Source organism: Pseudomonas sp. FFUP_PS_473 (genome assembly GCF_002858665.1).
GTDB lineage: Bacteria > Pseudomonadota > Gammaproteobacteria > Pseudomonadales > Pseudomonadaceae > Aquipseudomonas > Aquipseudomonas defluvii.
Genome location: NZ_PJQQ01000039.1, coordinates 26,273 through 40,254 on the forward strand (window position 1 = coordinate 26,273; position 13,982 = coordinate 40,254).

Annotated in this window: 25 protein-coding genes; 8 read left to right on the forward strand and 17 right to left on the reverse strand. The window is 56.7% G+C overall.

All coding sequences use genetic code 11. The features are described 5' to 3' along the window. Positions 1–74 precede the first annotated feature (74 nt). From CYD26_RS21115 to CYD26_RS21195, 17 genes are all read right to left on the reverse strand, one after another. Positions 75–395, reverse strand: a complete 321-nt coding sequence (locus CYD26_RS21115) for an HNH endonuclease (protein ID WP_102053545.1) — start codon at positions 393–395, stop codon at positions 75–77. Positions 396–398: 3 nt separating this feature from the next. Further along, positions 399–722: a phage holin, lambda family gene (locus tag CYD26_RS21120; protein WP_102053546.1), complete on the reverse strand. Its 324-nt coding sequence runs from the start codon at positions 720–722 to the stop codon at positions 399–401. Positions 723–797: 75 nt separating this feature from the next. After that, positions 798–1,421, reverse strand: coding sequence for a hypothetical protein (locus CYD26_RS21125; RefSeq protein WP_102053547.1), 624 nt, complete (start codon positions 1,419–1,421; stop codon positions 798–800). A gap of 133 nt (positions 1,422–1,554) precedes the next feature. Further along, on the reverse strand, positions 1,555–2,115 hold the full coding sequence (locus CYD26_RS21130; protein ID WP_102053548.1) for a hypothetical protein: 561 nt from the start codon (positions 2,113–2,115) through the stop codon (positions 1,555–1,557). A gap of 87 nt (positions 2,116–2,202) precedes the next feature. Continuing rightward, positions 2,203–2,889 carry a hypothetical protein gene (locus tag CYD26_RS21135; RefSeq protein ID WP_102053549.1) on the reverse strand — a complete coding sequence of 229 codons (687 nt, stop codon included), beginning with the start codon at positions 2,887–2,889 and terminating at the stop codon, positions 2,203–2,205. Between the two features lie 10 nt (positions 2,890–2,899). Continuing rightward, complete coding sequence (locus tag CYD26_RS21140) at positions 2,900–3,217, reverse strand: hypothetical protein (protein ID WP_102053550.1); 318 nt, start codon at positions 3,215–3,217, stop codon at positions 2,900–2,902. Further along, positions 3,214–4,509, reverse strand: a complete 1,296-nt coding sequence (locus CYD26_RS21145) for a site-specific integrase (RefSeq protein ID WP_102053551.1) — start codon at positions 4,507–4,509, stop codon at positions 3,214–3,216. Before CYD26_RS21145 ends, CYD26_RS21140 begins: the two co-directional genes overlap by 4 nt. Continuing rightward, a complete protein-coding gene (locus CYD26_RS21150; protein ID WP_102053552.1) occupies positions 4,506–4,952 on the reverse strand; it encodes a VRR-NUC domain-containing protein in 447 nt (148 codons plus the stop codon). Before CYD26_RS21150 ends, CYD26_RS21145 begins: the two co-directional genes overlap by 4 nt. After that, a complete protein-coding gene (locus tag CYD26_RS21155; protein WP_102053553.1) occupies positions 4,949–5,245 on the reverse strand; it encodes a DUF1364 domain-containing protein in 297 nt (98 codons plus the stop codon). The genes CYD26_RS21150 and CYD26_RS21155 overlap by 4 nt, the downstream gene beginning before the upstream one ends. After that, positions 5,242–5,445 (reverse strand): hypothetical protein, encoded by a 204-nt coding sequence (locus CYD26_RS21160; RefSeq protein WP_256587500.1) that lies wholly within the window; start codon positions 5,443–5,445, stop codon positions 5,242–5,244. Before CYD26_RS21160 ends, CYD26_RS21155 begins: the two co-directional genes overlap by 4 nt. Next, positions 5,442–6,110 carry a replication protein P gene (locus CYD26_RS21165; protein ID WP_102053554.1) on the reverse strand — a complete coding sequence of 223 codons (669 nt, stop codon included), beginning with the start codon at positions 6,108–6,110 and terminating at the stop codon, positions 5,442–5,444. Before CYD26_RS21165 ends, CYD26_RS21160 begins: the two co-directional genes overlap by 4 nt. Continuing rightward, positions 6,107–6,931, reverse strand: a complete 825-nt coding sequence (locus CYD26_RS25265; protein ID WP_102053555.1) for a DnaT-like ssDNA-binding domain-containing protein — start codon at positions 6,929–6,931, stop codon at positions 6,107–6,109. The genes CYD26_RS21165 and CYD26_RS25265 overlap by 4 nt, the downstream gene beginning before the upstream one ends. A gap of 2 nt (positions 6,932–6,933) precedes the next feature. Further along, positions 6,934–7,602: a phage antirepressor KilAC domain-containing protein gene (locus tag CYD26_RS21175; protein ID WP_218197063.1), complete on the reverse strand. Its 669-nt coding sequence runs from the start codon at positions 7,600–7,602 to the stop codon at positions 6,934–6,936. A gap of 143 nt (positions 7,603–7,745) precedes the next feature. Further along, entirely contained in the window at positions 7,746–8,363 is a 618-nt protein-coding gene (locus CYD26_RS21180) for a hypothetical protein (RefSeq protein WP_102053568.1), read from the reverse strand. 135 nt (positions 8,364–8,498) lie between these two features. Beyond that, entirely contained in the window at positions 8,499–8,684 is a 186-nt protein-coding gene (locus tag CYD26_RS21185; RefSeq protein ID WP_099775258.1) for a hypothetical protein, read from the reverse strand. Positions 8,685–8,702: 18 nt separating this feature from the next. Beyond that, positions 8,703–8,903 (reverse strand): hypothetical protein, encoded by a 201-nt coding sequence (locus CYD26_RS21190; RefSeq protein WP_099775259.1) that lies wholly within the window; start codon positions 8,901–8,903, stop codon positions 8,703–8,705. A gap of 33 nt (positions 8,904–8,936) precedes the next feature. Then, positions 8,937–9,134, reverse strand: coding sequence for a helix-turn-helix transcriptional regulator (locus CYD26_RS21195; RefSeq protein ID WP_102053557.1), 198 nt, complete (start codon positions 9,132–9,134; stop codon positions 8,937–8,939). 117 nt (positions 9,135–9,251) lie between these two features. Between CYD26_RS21195 and CYD26_RS21200 the strand changes: the two genes are divergently transcribed. The 8 genes from CYD26_RS21200 (at position 9,252) to CYD26_RS21240 (ending at position 13,736) form a co-directional block, all read left to right on the forward strand. Continuing rightward, complete coding sequence (locus tag CYD26_RS21200; RefSeq protein ID WP_102053558.1) at positions 9,252–10,058, forward strand: S24 family peptidase; 807 nt, start codon at positions 9,252–9,254, stop codon at positions 10,056–10,058. A gap of 80 nt (positions 10,059–10,138) precedes the next feature. Then, on the forward strand, positions 10,139–10,540 hold the full coding sequence (locus CYD26_RS21205) for an HIRAN domain-containing protein (RefSeq protein WP_102053559.1): 402 nt from the start codon (positions 10,139–10,141) through the stop codon (positions 10,538–10,540). Between the two features lie 65 nt (positions 10,541–10,605). Then, positions 10,606–10,842: a hypothetical protein gene (locus CYD26_RS21210; RefSeq protein ID WP_145991805.1), complete on the forward strand. Its 237-nt coding sequence runs from the start codon at positions 10,606–10,608 to the stop codon at positions 10,840–10,842. Beyond that, a complete protein-coding gene (locus CYD26_RS21215; RefSeq protein WP_102053561.1) occupies positions 10,839–11,072 on the forward strand; it encodes a hypothetical protein in 234 nt (77 codons plus the stop codon). Before CYD26_RS21210 ends, CYD26_RS21215 begins: the two co-directional genes overlap by 4 nt. Next, complete coding sequence (locus tag CYD26_RS25590) at positions 11,069–11,338, forward strand: hypothetical protein (protein WP_102053562.1); 270 nt, start codon at positions 11,069–11,071, stop codon at positions 11,336–11,338. The genes CYD26_RS21215 and CYD26_RS25590 overlap by 4 nt, the downstream gene beginning before the upstream one ends. A gap of 92 nt (positions 11,339–11,430) precedes the next feature. Beyond that, positions 11,431–11,562 (forward strand): YHYH domain-containing protein, encoded by a 132-nt coding sequence (locus tag CYD26_RS21225; protein WP_102053563.1) that lies wholly within the window; start codon positions 11,431–11,433, stop codon positions 11,560–11,562. Positions 11,563–11,896: 334 nt separating this feature from the next. Beyond that, positions 11,897–12,676 (forward strand): hypothetical protein, encoded by a 780-nt coding sequence (locus CYD26_RS21235; protein ID WP_145991806.1) that lies wholly within the window; start codon positions 11,897–11,899, stop codon positions 12,674–12,676. Continuing rightward, positions 12,663–13,736 (forward strand): ImmA/IrrE family metallo-endopeptidase, encoded by a 1,074-nt coding sequence (locus tag CYD26_RS21240; RefSeq protein WP_102053566.1) that lies wholly within the window; start codon positions 12,663–12,665, stop codon positions 13,734–13,736. The genes CYD26_RS21235 and CYD26_RS21240 overlap by 14 nt, the downstream gene beginning before the upstream one ends. Positions 13,737–13,982: the final 246 nt, after the last annotated feature.

Sequence of the window (13,982 nt, forward strand, 5' to 3'; positions counted from 1 at the left end):
CAGGAAAGGTTTCAGGAAAAACATTTTCACCCCCCCTACCCTGGATCATGGGGCCCCGCAGCGCCCGGAGGCTTTCAGGAGGGCCGATTCCAGTGGTGCCGTGGGTCCAGCGGCCTTCCGCTGAGGTCGCACCCAACCTCGCGCCCTGACTTCTCAAGGCGTTGCTTGTAGGAGCTATGACAGTTGGTGCACAGCGATTGCCAATTGGTCCGATCCCAGAACAGGGTCATGTCACCGCGGTGTGGTTGGATGTGGTCGACGACGGTGGCCGGCTTATTGAGGCCCGATTGTTTGCAGCGAACGCAGAGCGGGTTCTTGCGTAACCAGCCTTCCCGGGCTTGTTGCCAGCGGTAGCCATAGGGTCTTTGGGTCTTGCCTTGATCGGCGAGGGTCATGTGTCAGCCCTCCGCTTTCTTGCTCATGAAGCGGTCCGAATACTCACGCAACTTCTCGACGCCCATGAAGCCAACCATGCAGCCAGCGAAGACCGACAGGTTCGGCGGCAACGCGAAGTACTCCAGGACGGGCAGCAAGCTGATTGCGATCAGGCCGCAGATCGCCCCCTCAAGGACCACTTTACGACCTCGGCCACCGCCGTAGACCACTCGGCACATAGCTACCGCTGCAGCAATGCCACCTGTATAGAGCTGCGGCTGATGTGCTATCAGCCAGGCAAGCGCGGCGGCCCACAGGCCAGGATCCTTCTCGGGCATGGTCGGCATCTCGATTCCTCCCGTTGCGGGGAGCGGAAATAAAAAAGCCCAGTCATTGACTGGGCTATCGGAACTAAAAATTACTTAGATGTCATCAGCGGTAAGTGGTTGAGCGTGCCTAGCGACCTCGTTTTTTGTCTTCTTCCAAGCTCTTAATAGGTCTGGAAAATCCTCATGAACTCCCCATCGCTGACCAAATGATGGAAGACCATATGCAGTCCTAAGCTTTCGAGCTAACAAGAAGGCCTCATAGCCGAAATAGCCTACAACTTCTGCTTTACGGGCGTGCACTTCAGTCGGATCAAACGAGACTTCGTCAACAATACTGAGGTACTGGCCCGCTATCGCCTTTTCGGTCGAAATCCACGCCAAGTCACTGGCATGCTCAAGACTCAAATGCTTTAAAGCATCGTCTGAGATTTCGAGATCGGGATAGGTGCAGGTGGGCCAGTTTTGATCGTGCTGATGAGGATTTAGCTCAGCCGTACGCTCATCATAGTCCCAGAGCCTCGCCCGAGACTGGAGGGCGTACAGATCAAGCTTGGCGACCAAGCCTATCGCGGCGAACAACGCATCTTGCTTCCTCTCTCGACGCTTTAAAAAAACATCTTTCAAGATGCCTATCAGCGCCGCCACGACACCGCTAGCCAAGACGATTTTGAGAATCTCTCCCCAACCCAGCACAGTCGCCGCTTGCACAGGCTCCACAATTCATGCCCCATAAAAAACCCGACTCGAAAGTCGGGTTATTTGAGTCACTCCTCAACACGCGCAGGAATGACAGGATGGGAATAATTTCGCTCAGTCGCTCACGCCTGTCAATACTGATGTCGAAATCCAATCACCCTTTCGCGAAAACCTTCACCACCTCATCGACCTTGATATCGCTCGGCAGGGGTAGAGGACTGACCTCCACAGCACTTTCATTCGAGAACTTGGTTTCAGCCAATGAACGTGCGCTGCCGTTAATCGACTTAAACTTCCCTTGGGAATACTCCCAGACGTGAACCTGGCTGTTACCACCCCAGCCCTGAGCCCTGCAGCCGACCATATCTCGGCCGCCAATGCGCTCCGCCTCGCAGACGGTTGGATCGTTCGGGTAGACCTTGTGTTTGAGGTACAAGAGGGTGATTTTGTCGATAGCCTCAGCTGGGACGGATGGTTTCTGCTGGCTTGGCGCCTGGGCAACAACTGGCGAAGCAACGCTGCGGGCAGCAGTTGCTTTCTCCTCGGGAGCAAGCTCTGGAATCAGAGCGCGAAGGAATACTGTCGCAACGATAAGCCCAACAAGGCCGCCGATTAAGTTCCCAGAGACCTTTCCAAGACGGCCTCTCTTCTTGACGATTAGTATCCAAACGCCGATCCAGATCGCGAAACTCAGTGGAATGAGTAGTCCTTGCATCTTCCCTATCTCCTCGGTGGTAGTGCCGGGACAGCTATCTGTCCCGGCTAACAGGAGATGGTGGATGAAGAGCTCGCCATGGGCAACTCACGCGGCCTCATAGACCAGCAGTCCCTCAGCTTCGAGAATCACCCGTACTTCGGCCAGGGCTTCATCTACCATGCCGTCGAGCTTCTCGTTGATTTGCGCTCTCCAACGGCGCCGTGTCGGCTCAGGCGTGGCATCCAGATCCCAGGTGTTCATATCGTAGAAGCTGTCCGCCAGAATGATCACATCCTCTTCCAGCGCCTCGATCCGGCGCCTCTCTGCCTGACCTGCGGCGACTGCAGCATTTACCGTCGCCTCCCGGCGCCATGGTGAAGCGTCAAGCGGGACCTCGACCGACACCGAGCGCGGCGCCTTACGTCGTGCGCCCTTCAGCTTCGGGATCGCCCAGGCCGTCACCGCCTTGTAGATGAACAGTTGCGGTGCCGGGCTGGCAATGAGCGGCCTCACCGCTGTGATCGCCTGAACCTTCTTCACCTTACTAGTGCTGTACTTCGCCACCAGGGCATCCCAGTGTCGCGGGATCAGCAGGTGATGCAGGCGCGCCGACAGCCAGTAATCCACCTGGGTACGATCCAAACCATGTGAAGGACTGCTCAGCGAGGCCAGGCAGCCACCCTCCTCTTCGGCTGCCTTGTACAGTTTCTGCCACGCCTGCCCTTTTGCAGCGCCCTTCTCGCCTGCTGCCAATGCCGCAACTACCGCCCCCGATACGCTGCTATAGATCATGTCCTTCCCCTCAATCCCCGGTGTAATTCGTTCCGCCGGCACCGCGACGGTTGTTCTGTTGGTACTGCGCAGCCGGCCCCATAAGCGCTGGCCTGTTCAACTGTTCGATCTGGCGCTGCGCGGCCTGCAAACGCAGGCTCAACTGGGTGACCAGTTCATCAACCGGCAGAGCATCGCCAGTTGCGGCCACCACCCAGCCAGATGCGTTGCACGGCAAGCAGGCCATCTCGTGAAACACCCCTTTGATGACTGCCATCCCCCGGCATGCTGGGCACTGGGCCAGTTCGATCACCTGCTTGCGGAAGGCGGGCCCATGGCTCTTTTTCATGCCTTTGAATCCTCGCCTATGGTTGTTTTGTTGATGGTGCCGCAGCCCTTGTTCTGCGCGGCCTCCAGCGCATTGCGCGAATCTTCGTTTCTACCCTCCTTCAACCCGTGAATGAGGATCAAACCCTTGCCGTCTAAATGGGCGTGCCACTGCTCCAGGGCAATGCGCTTACGCTCCTCGACCGTGGTGTGGATATAGGCCTGCACGTTGTGACCCATCGCGTGGTTGATCAGCATCTCGCCGATCAGGAAGTCGATACCCAGGTCAGCCCAGCCGGTGCGGGCCAACTTGCGCAGGTCATGGCTGGTCCACTCACCCTTCCCTAGTCGGGTGAACACGGCGCTGGCCTGGCCCTCGCTCATGCCCTTGCCGTTACGGGCCGGGAACAGATACTGGCCGGTGTAGCCACTGGCGAGCTGGGTGTCTCTGTATTGGGTCAGCAGGACGCACACCTGGTCGGTCAGCGGCAGCGAGTGCTCAACACGCGTCTTGGTGTGCTCAGCCGGGATATGCCACTTGCGCTCGGCCAGGCTGAAGTGTGGCCATTGAGCCATTCGGGTCTCACCGACGCGGGTACCGTGGCACAGCATCAACAAGGCCAGCATCGCATCGGCCGGTTCCTCCGCCCATACGCCCTCAAGCTGGGCAAGCAGCGGCTCAATCTGCACACCACGCAGCCGTGCAGCCTTCGCCTTGATCTTGGCCTTCGAGAAGTCGCTGAACTTGATCCCGGCCATCGGGTTGCTCGGAATCAGACCCAGCGTGTGCGCCCGACGACAGGCAACCACCAGCAAGCCGAAGATCAGTCGGACGAACTCCAGTGACAGGGTGGCCTGCAGCGGCCACATCAGCTGAGCGTCGAGGGTGCCGTGGCGCACGTCGGCAAAGGCCAAGCCGCCTACGCGTGGAATCAGGTGGCAAGCAATCGCCGACTTGGCCGTGGCCTTGCGCTTGGCCGACAGGCTGCGATCTCGGCTCATGCGGTCGCTGTACCAGGCTAGCAGTTCCCCCAGCGTGCTCCATGCCGAAACGGCAGCACTGGCCTGGGTGTCGCTCGCCAGACGCTGACGCAGGTCTGGCAGCGCAGCCAGCACGGTCTTGGTCGGCAGGTCAGGATAGGCGCCGATCCGGTTCCAGCGCTTGCGTACCACCAGATACCAGGTGCCGCGCGGGCGTGCTTCGGTGAACCGGAAATACAGGCCCGGGTGACGAGGATCACGCATCAGTACCGCCGATGGGTCAGCCGCCTGCCGACGAATTTCGGCATCGGAGAACGCGACCGCCATCGTCATGCGGCCACCACGGTCGGCGCCATGCGCAGGTAGGCCCGGATCTGCTCCATGGCATCGAAGTGCCCCCTGCAAACGACCGCCAGATAGCCCTGCTCATTCAACCGGCGCAAGCAGGCCGACTGACTGGCCGACACGAGGGCAGGCTCAATGGTCGCCTTGAACTCGATATACAGGCCGAAGTAACCACCGCGCGCCATGGTCAGCACCAGGTCAGGGATACCAGCCTTAACGCCTTGTTCCTTGAGTTTTTTGGCGGTAGCGGGATGACGCTTGCCACCATTAGGGACGTGGTAGATCAGCTCGAATACCTGCGGATAACGAAGCTCGATTTCCCGCATCAGTGCGGCCTGCTCGGGGCCTTCGCGGTCAACGGGCTTGGCGTGGGGCTTCTTGGCAGAAGGCAGTGACGTAGGGTTTCGAAACGGAGGCTTCTGGCCATTCATGCGGCAACCACTCCCTCGCTGATCAGAATGGCCTGCGTACGCATGACACCCTCGGCGTGGCACTGACGAGCCTCTTCGCGGCCAACTGTGTTACTGCGACCATCGCAGGCGTCGTGACAAGCGCTGCATGCCCAGGCGCCCTGCAGATCATTCGGCTTCATGCCGACACCGCAGGTACCGGACATCCGGTAATGAGCCAGCACAGTGGTTTCGGGATTGCCGTTACAAACACCAGGAATGCGCACCTGGCACTCCCGGCCGCGCGCGGCTTTGGTCAGCTTGGATTGCTTCATTGGCGGTCGTCTCCGTGAAGATCGATGACAGTGAAAGTGGATGGCCACATACGCAGGCCGTGAGTTCGCGCCGATGCTTCGTCGCGGTACAGGCCAACAGGCGGCTGGGGCTTATTGGTGAGGTCCAGCAGGTGACCGCAGGCGTACAGCGCCCAGCGGTACTCAGTGAGGTCAGGCGCAGCCAGCATCGGATCGGTCATGCGCGTGCACCTCGACCCGCACGCAGCGCCTGCAGCGCGGCACGCCCCACATCGAGAGTGCGTGGCGCGGGCGGTGCAGCAAGCTCGGCGACCGGTACCGGCCCCAGGCTCTCGCCTTTCCAAATCTTCCGGCACTGCGCCAGGTAGTGCTTCTCGAAGCAGCTCAGCCCGAGCTCACGCGACATCAACGGCAGGCTGTGGAAGCCTGCGGCGGCAGTTGCGTGATAAACGGCTGGATGCATCCACTTCGCCGACCCGCGCATGGCCGGGTGGCAGTTGCGCAGGCCTTGGGCGTAGGCCTTCTCGACGCTGGGGAGGCCAAGGCCTTCCGGCGCGAAGCACCAACTGACGAACACCCCCGGCGCCGGAACGAACGCGGACCTGCTCGCGCTCAGCACGCGCATGCCGTGGTCGATCTGCTCAAGGCGAGTGATCCCGGAACGCATGAACTCGCCGAGCCATTCCAGCTTGGCCGCATCCATCACGGAAGGCGTTGGCCAGGATTGGCGCCAAGCACCGCAGGCGCCGCGCAACCGCAGGAACAAATCCTCAATGACCTGCTGGGTTGCTGGATCAATCGGTACATGGCCTGGCTCAGCCGGTGGCTGGTAGGTCGGATCGGTTTTGCGATTGGCGAGGAGTTGTCGAACATTGGTCGCGGTCACAGGCGCACCCCCTTCTGTGCCCAGTTGGATTTGGTCTCGTCCAGTTCTGCTTCGGCTGCAGCCTTGGCCTTCTCGCTCTTGAGCCACTTGGCCAGGCGGAAGCACCAGCCGCCGTTGCTGTCGAGCACCCGAGGTTTGGCGACGTAGTAACCCAGAAAGCTCACGAGCGTTTCCTCGGTCAGCGCTTCCAGGGTCAGGCCGGCCAATTTCAGCTGGGTGCTCACCAGGTCAGCCGGTGGATTCCACTCGGCGAACATGGCGAAGCGCTGCCGGTCGTCCTGCGACTCCAGCGCCTGACGATCCTGCTCGGCGATAACTTCTTGAATCTCATGCGGCTGCTGACTGGTACCCTGATTGGTTACCTGATTACTGGTACCTTGATTTGTCGGAGATTTTTCCGACCCTGGCTCGGATTTATTTCCGACCTTGCTCGGAGATTTTTCCGAGGTAGCTCGGATATTTTTCCGACCATTTCCGGGCTTTGTGGTCGGATATTTTTCCGACCAATCGAGCTTGCGATTCCACTCTTTGCCCTTCTCGGTCAGTCGCACCAATGTGATGCTGGAAGTGCTCGACAGCTCGATCAGACCAGCCTCAGCGAGAGCCCTGAGCAGTCGGTATGCAGTATCTGGCTTATCGGTCAGCAGTGGCAGTTCTTCGACGATCTTGGCCTTGCTCAGCGCAAAGTAGATCCCGCTATCTGTCTTGACCGGCTTGGCCCAGCTGGGGCACTCGTAGACAAACGCAAACAGCAACGCCTGCTGGGCATTCAAACCCCACTCCAAGGCAAGCGATTGATTGATGTGAATGGTGAACTGCATGGCTATACCACCGCCCGGATCTGGTAATCCGCCCACAAGCCGGCAACCCACTGCACGCCCTTCGACGTGAAGCGGGCCTGGTTGAATGCGTGTCCATTGGAAGCACTCGTTCCGGTTTTCACTTCGAAGCGCCCAGCATCTTGATGGTGGCTATACGGGGTGAGTACGCCGGCCAGGTAGTACATGACGCCTTTATCCAGAAGCATCTGGCGGAACTGGCGCTCGTTGGCATTCAGCAGCTTGGCCACTTGCCGAAAGCCCATCGAGCCAGCGGCCTCAACGTACTGATCGACGAATGCGACTTTCGGTGCTGCGATGGCCAAGGCCTGGCTGGCAGCTTGCTGCAGCTCAAATTGCTCAGCCCAGGCGCGCGCAGCGGCAGCCGGGTTAGAAAAGTCAGGGAGCGTGGCAATGACGCGTGCACTGCCCTCCTCCAATTCACGCCAACGCTTGATCACAGCCAAGCGCATCAAAGCGCTGTAGCCAGTCAGCAAGCAGTCTGTGTGCTCCCGGTCCAGCAGGTACTCGGTCTGCTGGCGGTTCATGCCGTCAAGATAGATGCGCGCAAAACTGCTCACATCTTCCTTCAGGTCTTTCGCCATGGCCTGGATGTCGCGCTTGACGTCAGGGTGACGCTTTCCGGTCAGCTCGGCGATCTCTCGCGACGACATGACCTGTCGCGTCAGATTCGCGGTGATGCCATAGCCTGACGCGATAGTGGTGCTATTGCCTGCATCGATTGCAGTGTGCATAATCGACTCCACGTTGTTGTTGAAGAAGCCGGTCTAGCCACCGGCTTTTTTGTGCCTGCGATTCAGGCGATTGATTTCAGTGCCGGCCGAGCATTCGCCAGAAGCTCCTCAGCCCTACGGCCTAACTCCCCTGCCCTTGCTTCAACTTGGCGGCATTGCTTTGCGAACGCCGGCAGGTGAGGCAGGTCCTCCTCGCACATCACTTGGTCATCAAAGACTTCACTGCCGGTATCGATCACATCGCCCAGCGCACGAACTAGTGCGCCGAAGCTTTTGTTAGCGCACTGCTGGCTTTCCATTTGGCGAGCACCGATCAGGCCGTGCCGGCTAGCGAGTTCATTCACACAGTGGTCGCGAAACTCTGGCTCTAGCGCGCTCACCCATGCCTCTTCCAGCCAGGACGGCAGGTCCTGATCACCGGAGAGCCAGCGCTGAACGCGCTTAAGCCAGCGGCCGGTTGCCTTCACAAACTCGGTGACGTCGCCGGCGATTTTGGTAGAGCTGAAATCCGGGACTTCCTTTGCTTTTGCCTTGTCCGGGCAGGACCGGTGCAGCTCGCGACTCAAGGCATGAGCAAAGTCGTCCTGGCTTAGGCTGGTGCGCGCAATTTGGTTCTGGGCGTGAGCAACCAACACCTGATCGCGGGTTTGAATCGAGTGTCTGAAGCTGGACGTATCCATGTGATTCTCTCGCTCGTAATCTGGGTTCATAGAAATCTGTTTACTGATCAAGGCCGCATCCATGACCAACTTTTCTCGTCCCTCAATAGAGACCCCGTTAATTCGTTGCGGGCGGTCCCTAATTAGGGAAGGCCATTACCTCTTCAGGGGAAACGGGACAACGTTGCTACTGGGCTTTTTGCTAGGGATGGCATCCATCAGCCGCATGAGCGTTGCCACCACCTCTTCGGAGGTCATGCCCTTCTCCGCCCCCCACTGCGCCAGCTCCGCTTGGTCGCTCCTGCTAAGACTCTTCACCACGTTCTCCACTACGTCGGGCATAACGCCTCCTTGGCCTGATCAGGCGCGTTTCTCCAAACCGAATGGCAGCTCACCGTGCTCTCGCCTGAACTTCAGGGCGGCTTCGACGATTTCGCGTGCCAGTACGCTGTGTTGACGCTTGACCTCACAGGCAACGTCTTTCAGCTCTTGAAAGACCTCGTCATCGAAGCGCGACTTCACCTGGTGCTCATGCCGGTGTGTCTTGTCGTCATAGGCCATGGGTACACCCGTTTCATGAGTGAAAGGATTGGGCTAGGCGGCGGATTTGCGTGCAGGGATCGAGCGAATCTCGGTCGCCTCAACACGCCCGTCTTCGTAAATGGTGATTCGGATGTCGCGCTTTGAGCGGAACATCTGGGAAACCGCGCTCTGCTGGATACCTAGAGCCTTGGCGAGGTCGCTCTGGGTTCCATGCCCGCTCAGGTACTCCTCAAGGGTTACGGTTTTCATTGGAGGCAGTCTCATATGGCATTCGATTCGATATTAGCACTGCTGTTTTACAATTTACAAGGCAAAGAGTAGCAGTGCTGTTTGCTTAAAAAGCAGCGCTGCTACTAAATCACGCGAATGAAGAAACCGATTCGAACCCCCCTATCCGAGGAGCAGCTTGCGGACGCCAAGCGGCTTCACGACATCTACAAAAAACGGGTCAAGGAATCCAGAGAAGATCCCGCCAAGCCGGTGCTCACCCAAACAGAAGTTGGCGAAAGGTGTGAATGGAAATCACCTCAGAGCACGGTCAGCCAGTACATGACCGGCAAAGTTGCTCTAAACTTGGAGGCCCTGATCAAGCTATCAGATGCTCTGGACTTTGAGCCTGCAGAGGTCAGTCCCACACTGGCCTCTGGAATACGTAGGGTTGCTCCAGGGGTGACAATTGACCGCTCCACAGAGGCGGCGAACTCACCAATTCCAGCTCTTTCGGACGTATCTGGCTCGGATGATGACCGGTACGCATTCATACCCCAGTACGATGCAAGAGCCGCTGCAGGCCTCGGCAGCGAAAACCCGCACGTGGAGATTCGCTCCACCCTCGCCTTCAAGCGCGAATGGCTGCGGATGAAGGGCGCTAATCAGAAGCATCTGATCGTTATCTATGCCGAAGGCCAGAGCATGTGGCCGACGATCAATGACCGTGACGTGCTGCTGGTTGACCGATCCAAGCAAGATCCAGTTGATCGCCAGGTATTCGTCATGACCAGTGCGGACAACGGGACAATCGTGAAGCGCTTGATCAAGGGGCCGATGGGTCAATGGATCATTCGTAGCGACAATGAGGACAAAAACGAAAACCCTGACCGAAATCTATCGCGAAGCGAGATCAACGAGCATCGGATAATCGGTCAGGTCATTTGGCGCGGCGGAGACCTGTAGCCATGCTCCTCGCCAAGCCGTGTGATCTAGCGCAGTGGGCATTTTTAGGTTGCCCCACCATTGAATGAAAGGATTCCCCAATGGAAGAAGCTGAATACGGAAGCGTCTATCGACTAACGGTTAAAGGGACGGGGTTTAGCAACCCAGACGGCACAAGTCGAGCGGATCTGATTCGGCGATTTATCCGAGATGGAATGGATGTTTATCTGGAGCCAGAGCCAGAAAACCCTCATGACCCGAATGCGATTGCAATTTTTATCGAGGTGAAGCGATGGTTCTTTTTTGGCCCCTATCGCTATCAAATCGGCTATGTGAGTGAGCGCTGGGCCAAGAGCTTCGCAAAGCGATTCGCGGCAGGTGGAAAGATTGTCGAAGCCTACGTCCGCAGTCACCACGCCCCGGAGGACCAGACCTTTCCTAGAGTATCCATTGAGGCCGTAGGTGATTGGAAACCCACTCCCGCAAAGCCGGCCAAGAGATAAAAAAGAGGGCTGGGATATGGATCATTGCCTCTGGTATACCGATGCTCGCTGATAAGGAAAGCCTCATGAGCCCCACCAAACCCGACCAAGAGCTCCACGCAGAACTTGAAGGATCCGCATCCATCATGGAGTGGGCGGCGTTTGAGCTGATAGAGATAGCCAAGCGCATCAACAATGCGGGGCTGCCCGACGAGGCTATGGAACTGATGGGGATCAGCAAGGAACTCCGGATTGAGCAAGAAGTGCTCTACTCCTGCGCTGATGACGTTCTGGATGGACTGATCTGCAGGAAAGAACTATGACCACGAAGCCCAATCAAGAACTACGCCGCGACCTGAGAGATGCCGCGGCCGTCATCAAGTGGTCCGGTGTCGACCTCTTCACTTTCGCCAAAAAGCTACTCGCAGCGGGGGACGAAGATGGGGCGAACGAGCTGATGAGAATCGCCCTGGCCTTTCAGGAGATTGAGGACAGGCTGGAGGGGTATGCGGAAGAGGTGAAGGCTGGCCGAGTAACGAGGACAAAGGAATGACTCTGGATAAATCGAGCCAAGAACTACGCCGCGACCTCCAAGGCCTTGCGTCTGACCTGAAGTGGTCAGCGGTAGAGCTGAAGCGGATCGCTGAGCGCATCACCCTCGCTGGCAATGACGCTGATGCTCAAGCCGTGTTGAGGATGTGCCGCATCTTTCAGGATGGCGAGGAAAGGCTTACCGGGTATGCAGAGGAAACCCACTTGGGCCTCATTGTCCGGGTCAAGACACCTTGCAAGGCGCCGGTTGAACCATGCCGGGAGTGAGGCAGAGAAAGTAAGCGTCTAGCCGGTCATCAGAACGAAAACTGAGTAAGCGACAGGATTCAACAGGATTTCCCCAACACATGGAGTGCACTATGAAATTCGCCAGTCTCATCTTGGCCGCGATTCTCGCAGCCACGTCTCTATCTGCAGTAGCCCATGGCGGTCGTACCGACAAGCAAGGCTGTCATAACGACAGGAAGGCCGGCACACGCCACTGCCATTGATAATCCAAGTGCATTGCATGAAGCGATGAAGCGTATCTCGCCTAGGGAAAGGCATGAGACTACTAATAGCGATTCTGGCGTTGGGGGCACTGTCTGCATGTGGTGCTTGCAAGCAATCGGCGGTACTCCCTGAAGGCAACATGCCCATGACGGCGCAGGAGGACAAAGAGGCTCAGATTTTGTTGCTCGAGGAGCAGCGCCTGCCTCATGCAGAGTACCGGTGGCGACGCGATCAGATCATGAGGCGTTAGGGTGATGGCTTTGTCAGGTGATGCGGGCTGGGACGGGAGGGGTTGATTGAGCAATGGAAGGCTAAGTGACCTCCTGATCATCCATGGGCTGGGAGCGTGAAAATCAAGTAGGGCTGGAAGAGCCAAATCCTTACGAATGGCTATTGCATGCTAATTTTTTTTACCTACAATGTAGGAACAAAAAATTAGCATGCGAGCCATCAATGCAAAACCAAAGTACCCTAGTCATTGATCATCCCTACGATGTAGAGGCCGCCCTTGCAAAAGTCGGGCTGACCAAGCAAAAAGTCGTCCATATTGCTAAGGCCGCGTCGTCCGCTAGGGCCGAATACCTTCCAAACGTTGACCCCGTTAATTTCCCAGGGACAAGGGCTTATCAAGAAGGCACGCGTCAGCTAAGGCTGCAGACACTGCCTGACGGGTGGAAGACGCGCAAATTCAACAACATCGAGCTTGTCTACAACGATCAGTTGAGCTTGATGGTCGGCTTTCAGAATGTTGACTGCGCCTGTAGCAGTACAGAGCCACAGGCCATATCGAGCCGAGGCGAAGGCACTAGGCAATTGGTAGCCATGCCTTACGAGAGAAGTCTTTTTTCGGATGGTGTACCTCATCTATCTCCCAGCCAGGAAGGCTCCTTCCCTATCGTTTGGTTTGTCTGTGTGGCAGCCTATAAAGATCGCATCCAAGTTGAGGTTTCGCGACCCAAGCCGTTTGAAGACGATCAGTTCAATGGTTTTTTTGAACGCATATTTGTAGCCAATGAAAGTCTGGAAGCTCCAAAGTTCTTGGTGAGTATCAATGACGAAATTGAAGACGATCACGAGATCGTGATAACGAAGAAACAAAATGGCAATTCTTAACCTCTCTCGACTAAGCTTTGCAAGAAAGCGCAGACAGCTTACTAAAAAGCAATTAGCCGAGATGGCAGGAATCTCTAGCATCACTCTGACTAGAATAGACACCGGAAAGATTATATCCCCCAGCGAAGAAACCGTCTCGGCTCTAGCAAATGCCCTGGGATACCCAGTTAATTTTTTCTACCTAGATGACATCGACGAAGTCAATCAGCAGGAAGTTAGTTTCAGAAGTCTCAAGGCAATGACTGCCAAGCAAACTGATGCAGCTCTAGCGAGTGGATCTCTGGGATATATTTTTAATGATTGGGTTTCCAGCAAATTCAATTTGCCGGAGCCTGATTTACTCGACCTACGATCCGAAGACCCGTCTTCGGCTGCTGCTACTATTCGTAGGCATTGGGGGATTGGTTTTCGCCCAATTCCAAACCTCATTAAGCTTTTGGAGTCAAAAGGAGTACGTGTATTCACCCTCGCAGAGGGCAAAAACGTCGATGCTTTCTCTTTTTGGAGAGACGATGTACCTTACATTTTCTTGAATACCGTCAAGTCTGCTGAGCGCAGCCGGTTTGATGCGGCGCATGAGCTTGGACACCTGTTGATGCATCGCCATGGGTATCCCGAGGGGCGAGAAGTAGAAAGAGACGCCGACCTTTTTGCTTCTCACTTGCTTATTCCTAGGGAGGACTTGATCGCGCACCTTCCAGCAACGCCCTCATTGGCGAAAATTATTTCTAGTAAGGGCAGATGGGGTGTCTCAGTTGCTGCGCTTGCTCGCACATCCAAAGACGCGGGGCTTCTTACTGATTGGCACTACAGAGAGCTATGTAAACAAATAGCAACTTCAGGATATCGTTCTAAAGAACCTGAATCAATTCCACGAGAACGCTCCATATTGTGGAGAAAGGTCTTGGAAGAACTGTGGAAAGATCGTTATACAAAAGAGACGATCGCTTCCCATCTTTGCCTCCCACTGGATGAGGTAGATTCGCTTCTACAGGGCGTGCTCGGAGAAAGGGTTCTAGTAGAGCGGAATGTGGCGCCGCCGCCATTGCGCGTGGTTTAATTTTATCTGAAAGCGTTGCCAAGCTTCCCGTATCTGCCGGCCACTATATCAAGCACAGCCCACGCGGGCTTTTTCTGACCTGTCATCCACTCGTAACACCATCAGAACACAATGAGCCCAGCCAAAGGGATTTGGCCCCGTCTACAGAGAGCCTGGCCAAGTGCCGGGCTTTTTTGTTGTGCGCCAGGCATGGCGCGTTGCGCGTTAGCGCAACCCGTTTGGCTGTGGTGGCTGAATGGGTGACTT

What these genes read in the sequence shown, in the direction of transcription:
- CYD26_RS21115 (WP_102053545.1), bottom strand. Translation starts at nt 395, where the DNA reads ATGACCCTCGCCGATCAAGGCAAGACCCAAAGACCCTATGGCTACCGC.
- CYD26_RS21120 (WP_102053546.1), bottom strand. Translation starts at nt 722, where the DNA reads ATGCCGACCATGCCCGAGAAGGATCCTGGCCTGTGGGCCGCCGCGCTT.
- CYD26_RS21130 (WP_102053548.1), bottom strand. Translation starts at nt 2,115, where the DNA reads ATGCAAGGACTACTCATTCCACTGAGTTTCGCGATCTGGATCGGCGTT.
- CYD26_RS21135 (WP_102053549.1), bottom strand. Translation starts at nt 2,889, where the DNA reads ATGATCTATAGCAGCGTATCGGGGGCGGTAGTTGCGGCATTGGCAGCA.
- CYD26_RS21140 (WP_102053550.1), bottom strand. Translation starts at nt 3,217, where the DNA reads ATGAAAAAGAGCCATGGGCCCGCCTTCCGCAAGCAGGTGATCGAACTG.
- CYD26_RS21145 (WP_102053551.1), bottom strand. Translation starts at nt 4,509, where the DNA reads ATGACGATGGCGGTCGCGTTCTCCGATGCCGAAATTCGTCGGCAGGCG.
- CYD26_RS21150 (WP_102053552.1), bottom strand. Translation starts at nt 4,952, where the DNA reads ATGAATGGCCAGAAGCCTCCGTTTCGAAACCCTACGTCACTGCCTTCT.
- CYD26_RS21155 (WP_102053553.1), bottom strand. Translation starts at nt 5,245, where the DNA reads ATGAAGCAATCCAAGCTGACCAAAGCCGCGCGCGGCCGGGAGTGCCAG.
- CYD26_RS21160 (WP_256587500.1), bottom strand. Translation starts at nt 5,445, where the DNA reads ATGACCGATCCGATGCTGGCTGCGCCTGACCTCACTGAGTACCGCTGG.
- CYD26_RS25265 (WP_102053555.1), bottom strand. Translation starts at nt 6,931, where the DNA reads ATGCAGTTCACCATTCACATCAATCAATCGCTTGCCTTGGAGTGGGGT.
- CYD26_RS21175 (WP_218197063.1), bottom strand. Translation starts at nt 7,602, where the DNA reads ATGTCGTCGCGAGAGATCGCCGAGCTGACCGGAAAGCGTCACCCTGAC.
- CYD26_RS21180 (WP_102053568.1), bottom strand. Translation starts at nt 8,363, where the DNA reads ATGGATACGTCCAGCTTCAGACACTCGATTCAAACCCGCGATCAGGTG.
- CYD26_RS21185 (WP_099775258.1), bottom strand. Translation starts at nt 8,684, where the DNA reads ATGCCCGACGTAGTGGAGAACGTGGTGAAGAGTCTTAGCAGGAGCGAC.
- CYD26_RS21190 (WP_099775259.1), bottom strand. Translation starts at nt 8,903, where the DNA reads ATGGCCTATGACGACAAGACACACCGGCATGAGCACCAGGTGAAGTCG.
- CYD26_RS21195 (WP_102053557.1), bottom strand. Translation starts at nt 9,134, where the DNA reads ATGAAAACCGTAACCCTTGAGGAGTACCTGAGCGGGCATGGAACCCAG.
- CYD26_RS21200 (WP_102053558.1), top strand. Translation starts at nt 9,252, where the DNA reads ATGAAGAAACCGATTCGAACCCCCCTATCCGAGGAGCAGCTTGCGGAC.
- CYD26_RS21205 (WP_102053559.1), top strand. Translation starts at nt 10,139, where the DNA reads ATGGAAGAAGCTGAATACGGAAGCGTCTATCGACTAACGGTTAAAGGG.
- CYD26_RS21210 (WP_145991805.1), top strand. Translation starts at nt 10,606, where the DNA reads ATGAGCCCCACCAAACCCGACCAAGAGCTCCACGCAGAACTTGAAGGA.
- CYD26_RS21215 (WP_102053561.1), top strand. Translation starts at nt 10,839, where the DNA reads ATGACCACGAAGCCCAATCAAGAACTACGCCGCGACCTGAGAGATGCC.
- CYD26_RS25590 (WP_102053562.1), top strand. Translation starts at nt 11,069, where the DNA reads ATGACTCTGGATAAATCGAGCCAAGAACTACGCCGCGACCTCCAAGGC.
- CYD26_RS21225 (WP_102053563.1), top strand. Translation starts at nt 11,431, where the DNA reads ATGAAATTCGCCAGTCTCATCTTGGCCGCGATTCTCGCAGCCACGTCT.
- CYD26_RS21235 (WP_145991806.1), top strand. Translation starts at nt 11,897, where the DNA reads ATGGGCTGGGAGCGTGAAAATCAAGTAGGGCTGGAAGAGCCAAATCCT.
- CYD26_RS21240 (WP_102053566.1), top strand. Translation starts at nt 12,663, where the DNA reads ATGGCAATTCTTAACCTCTCTCGACTAAGCTTTGCAAGAAAGCGCAGA.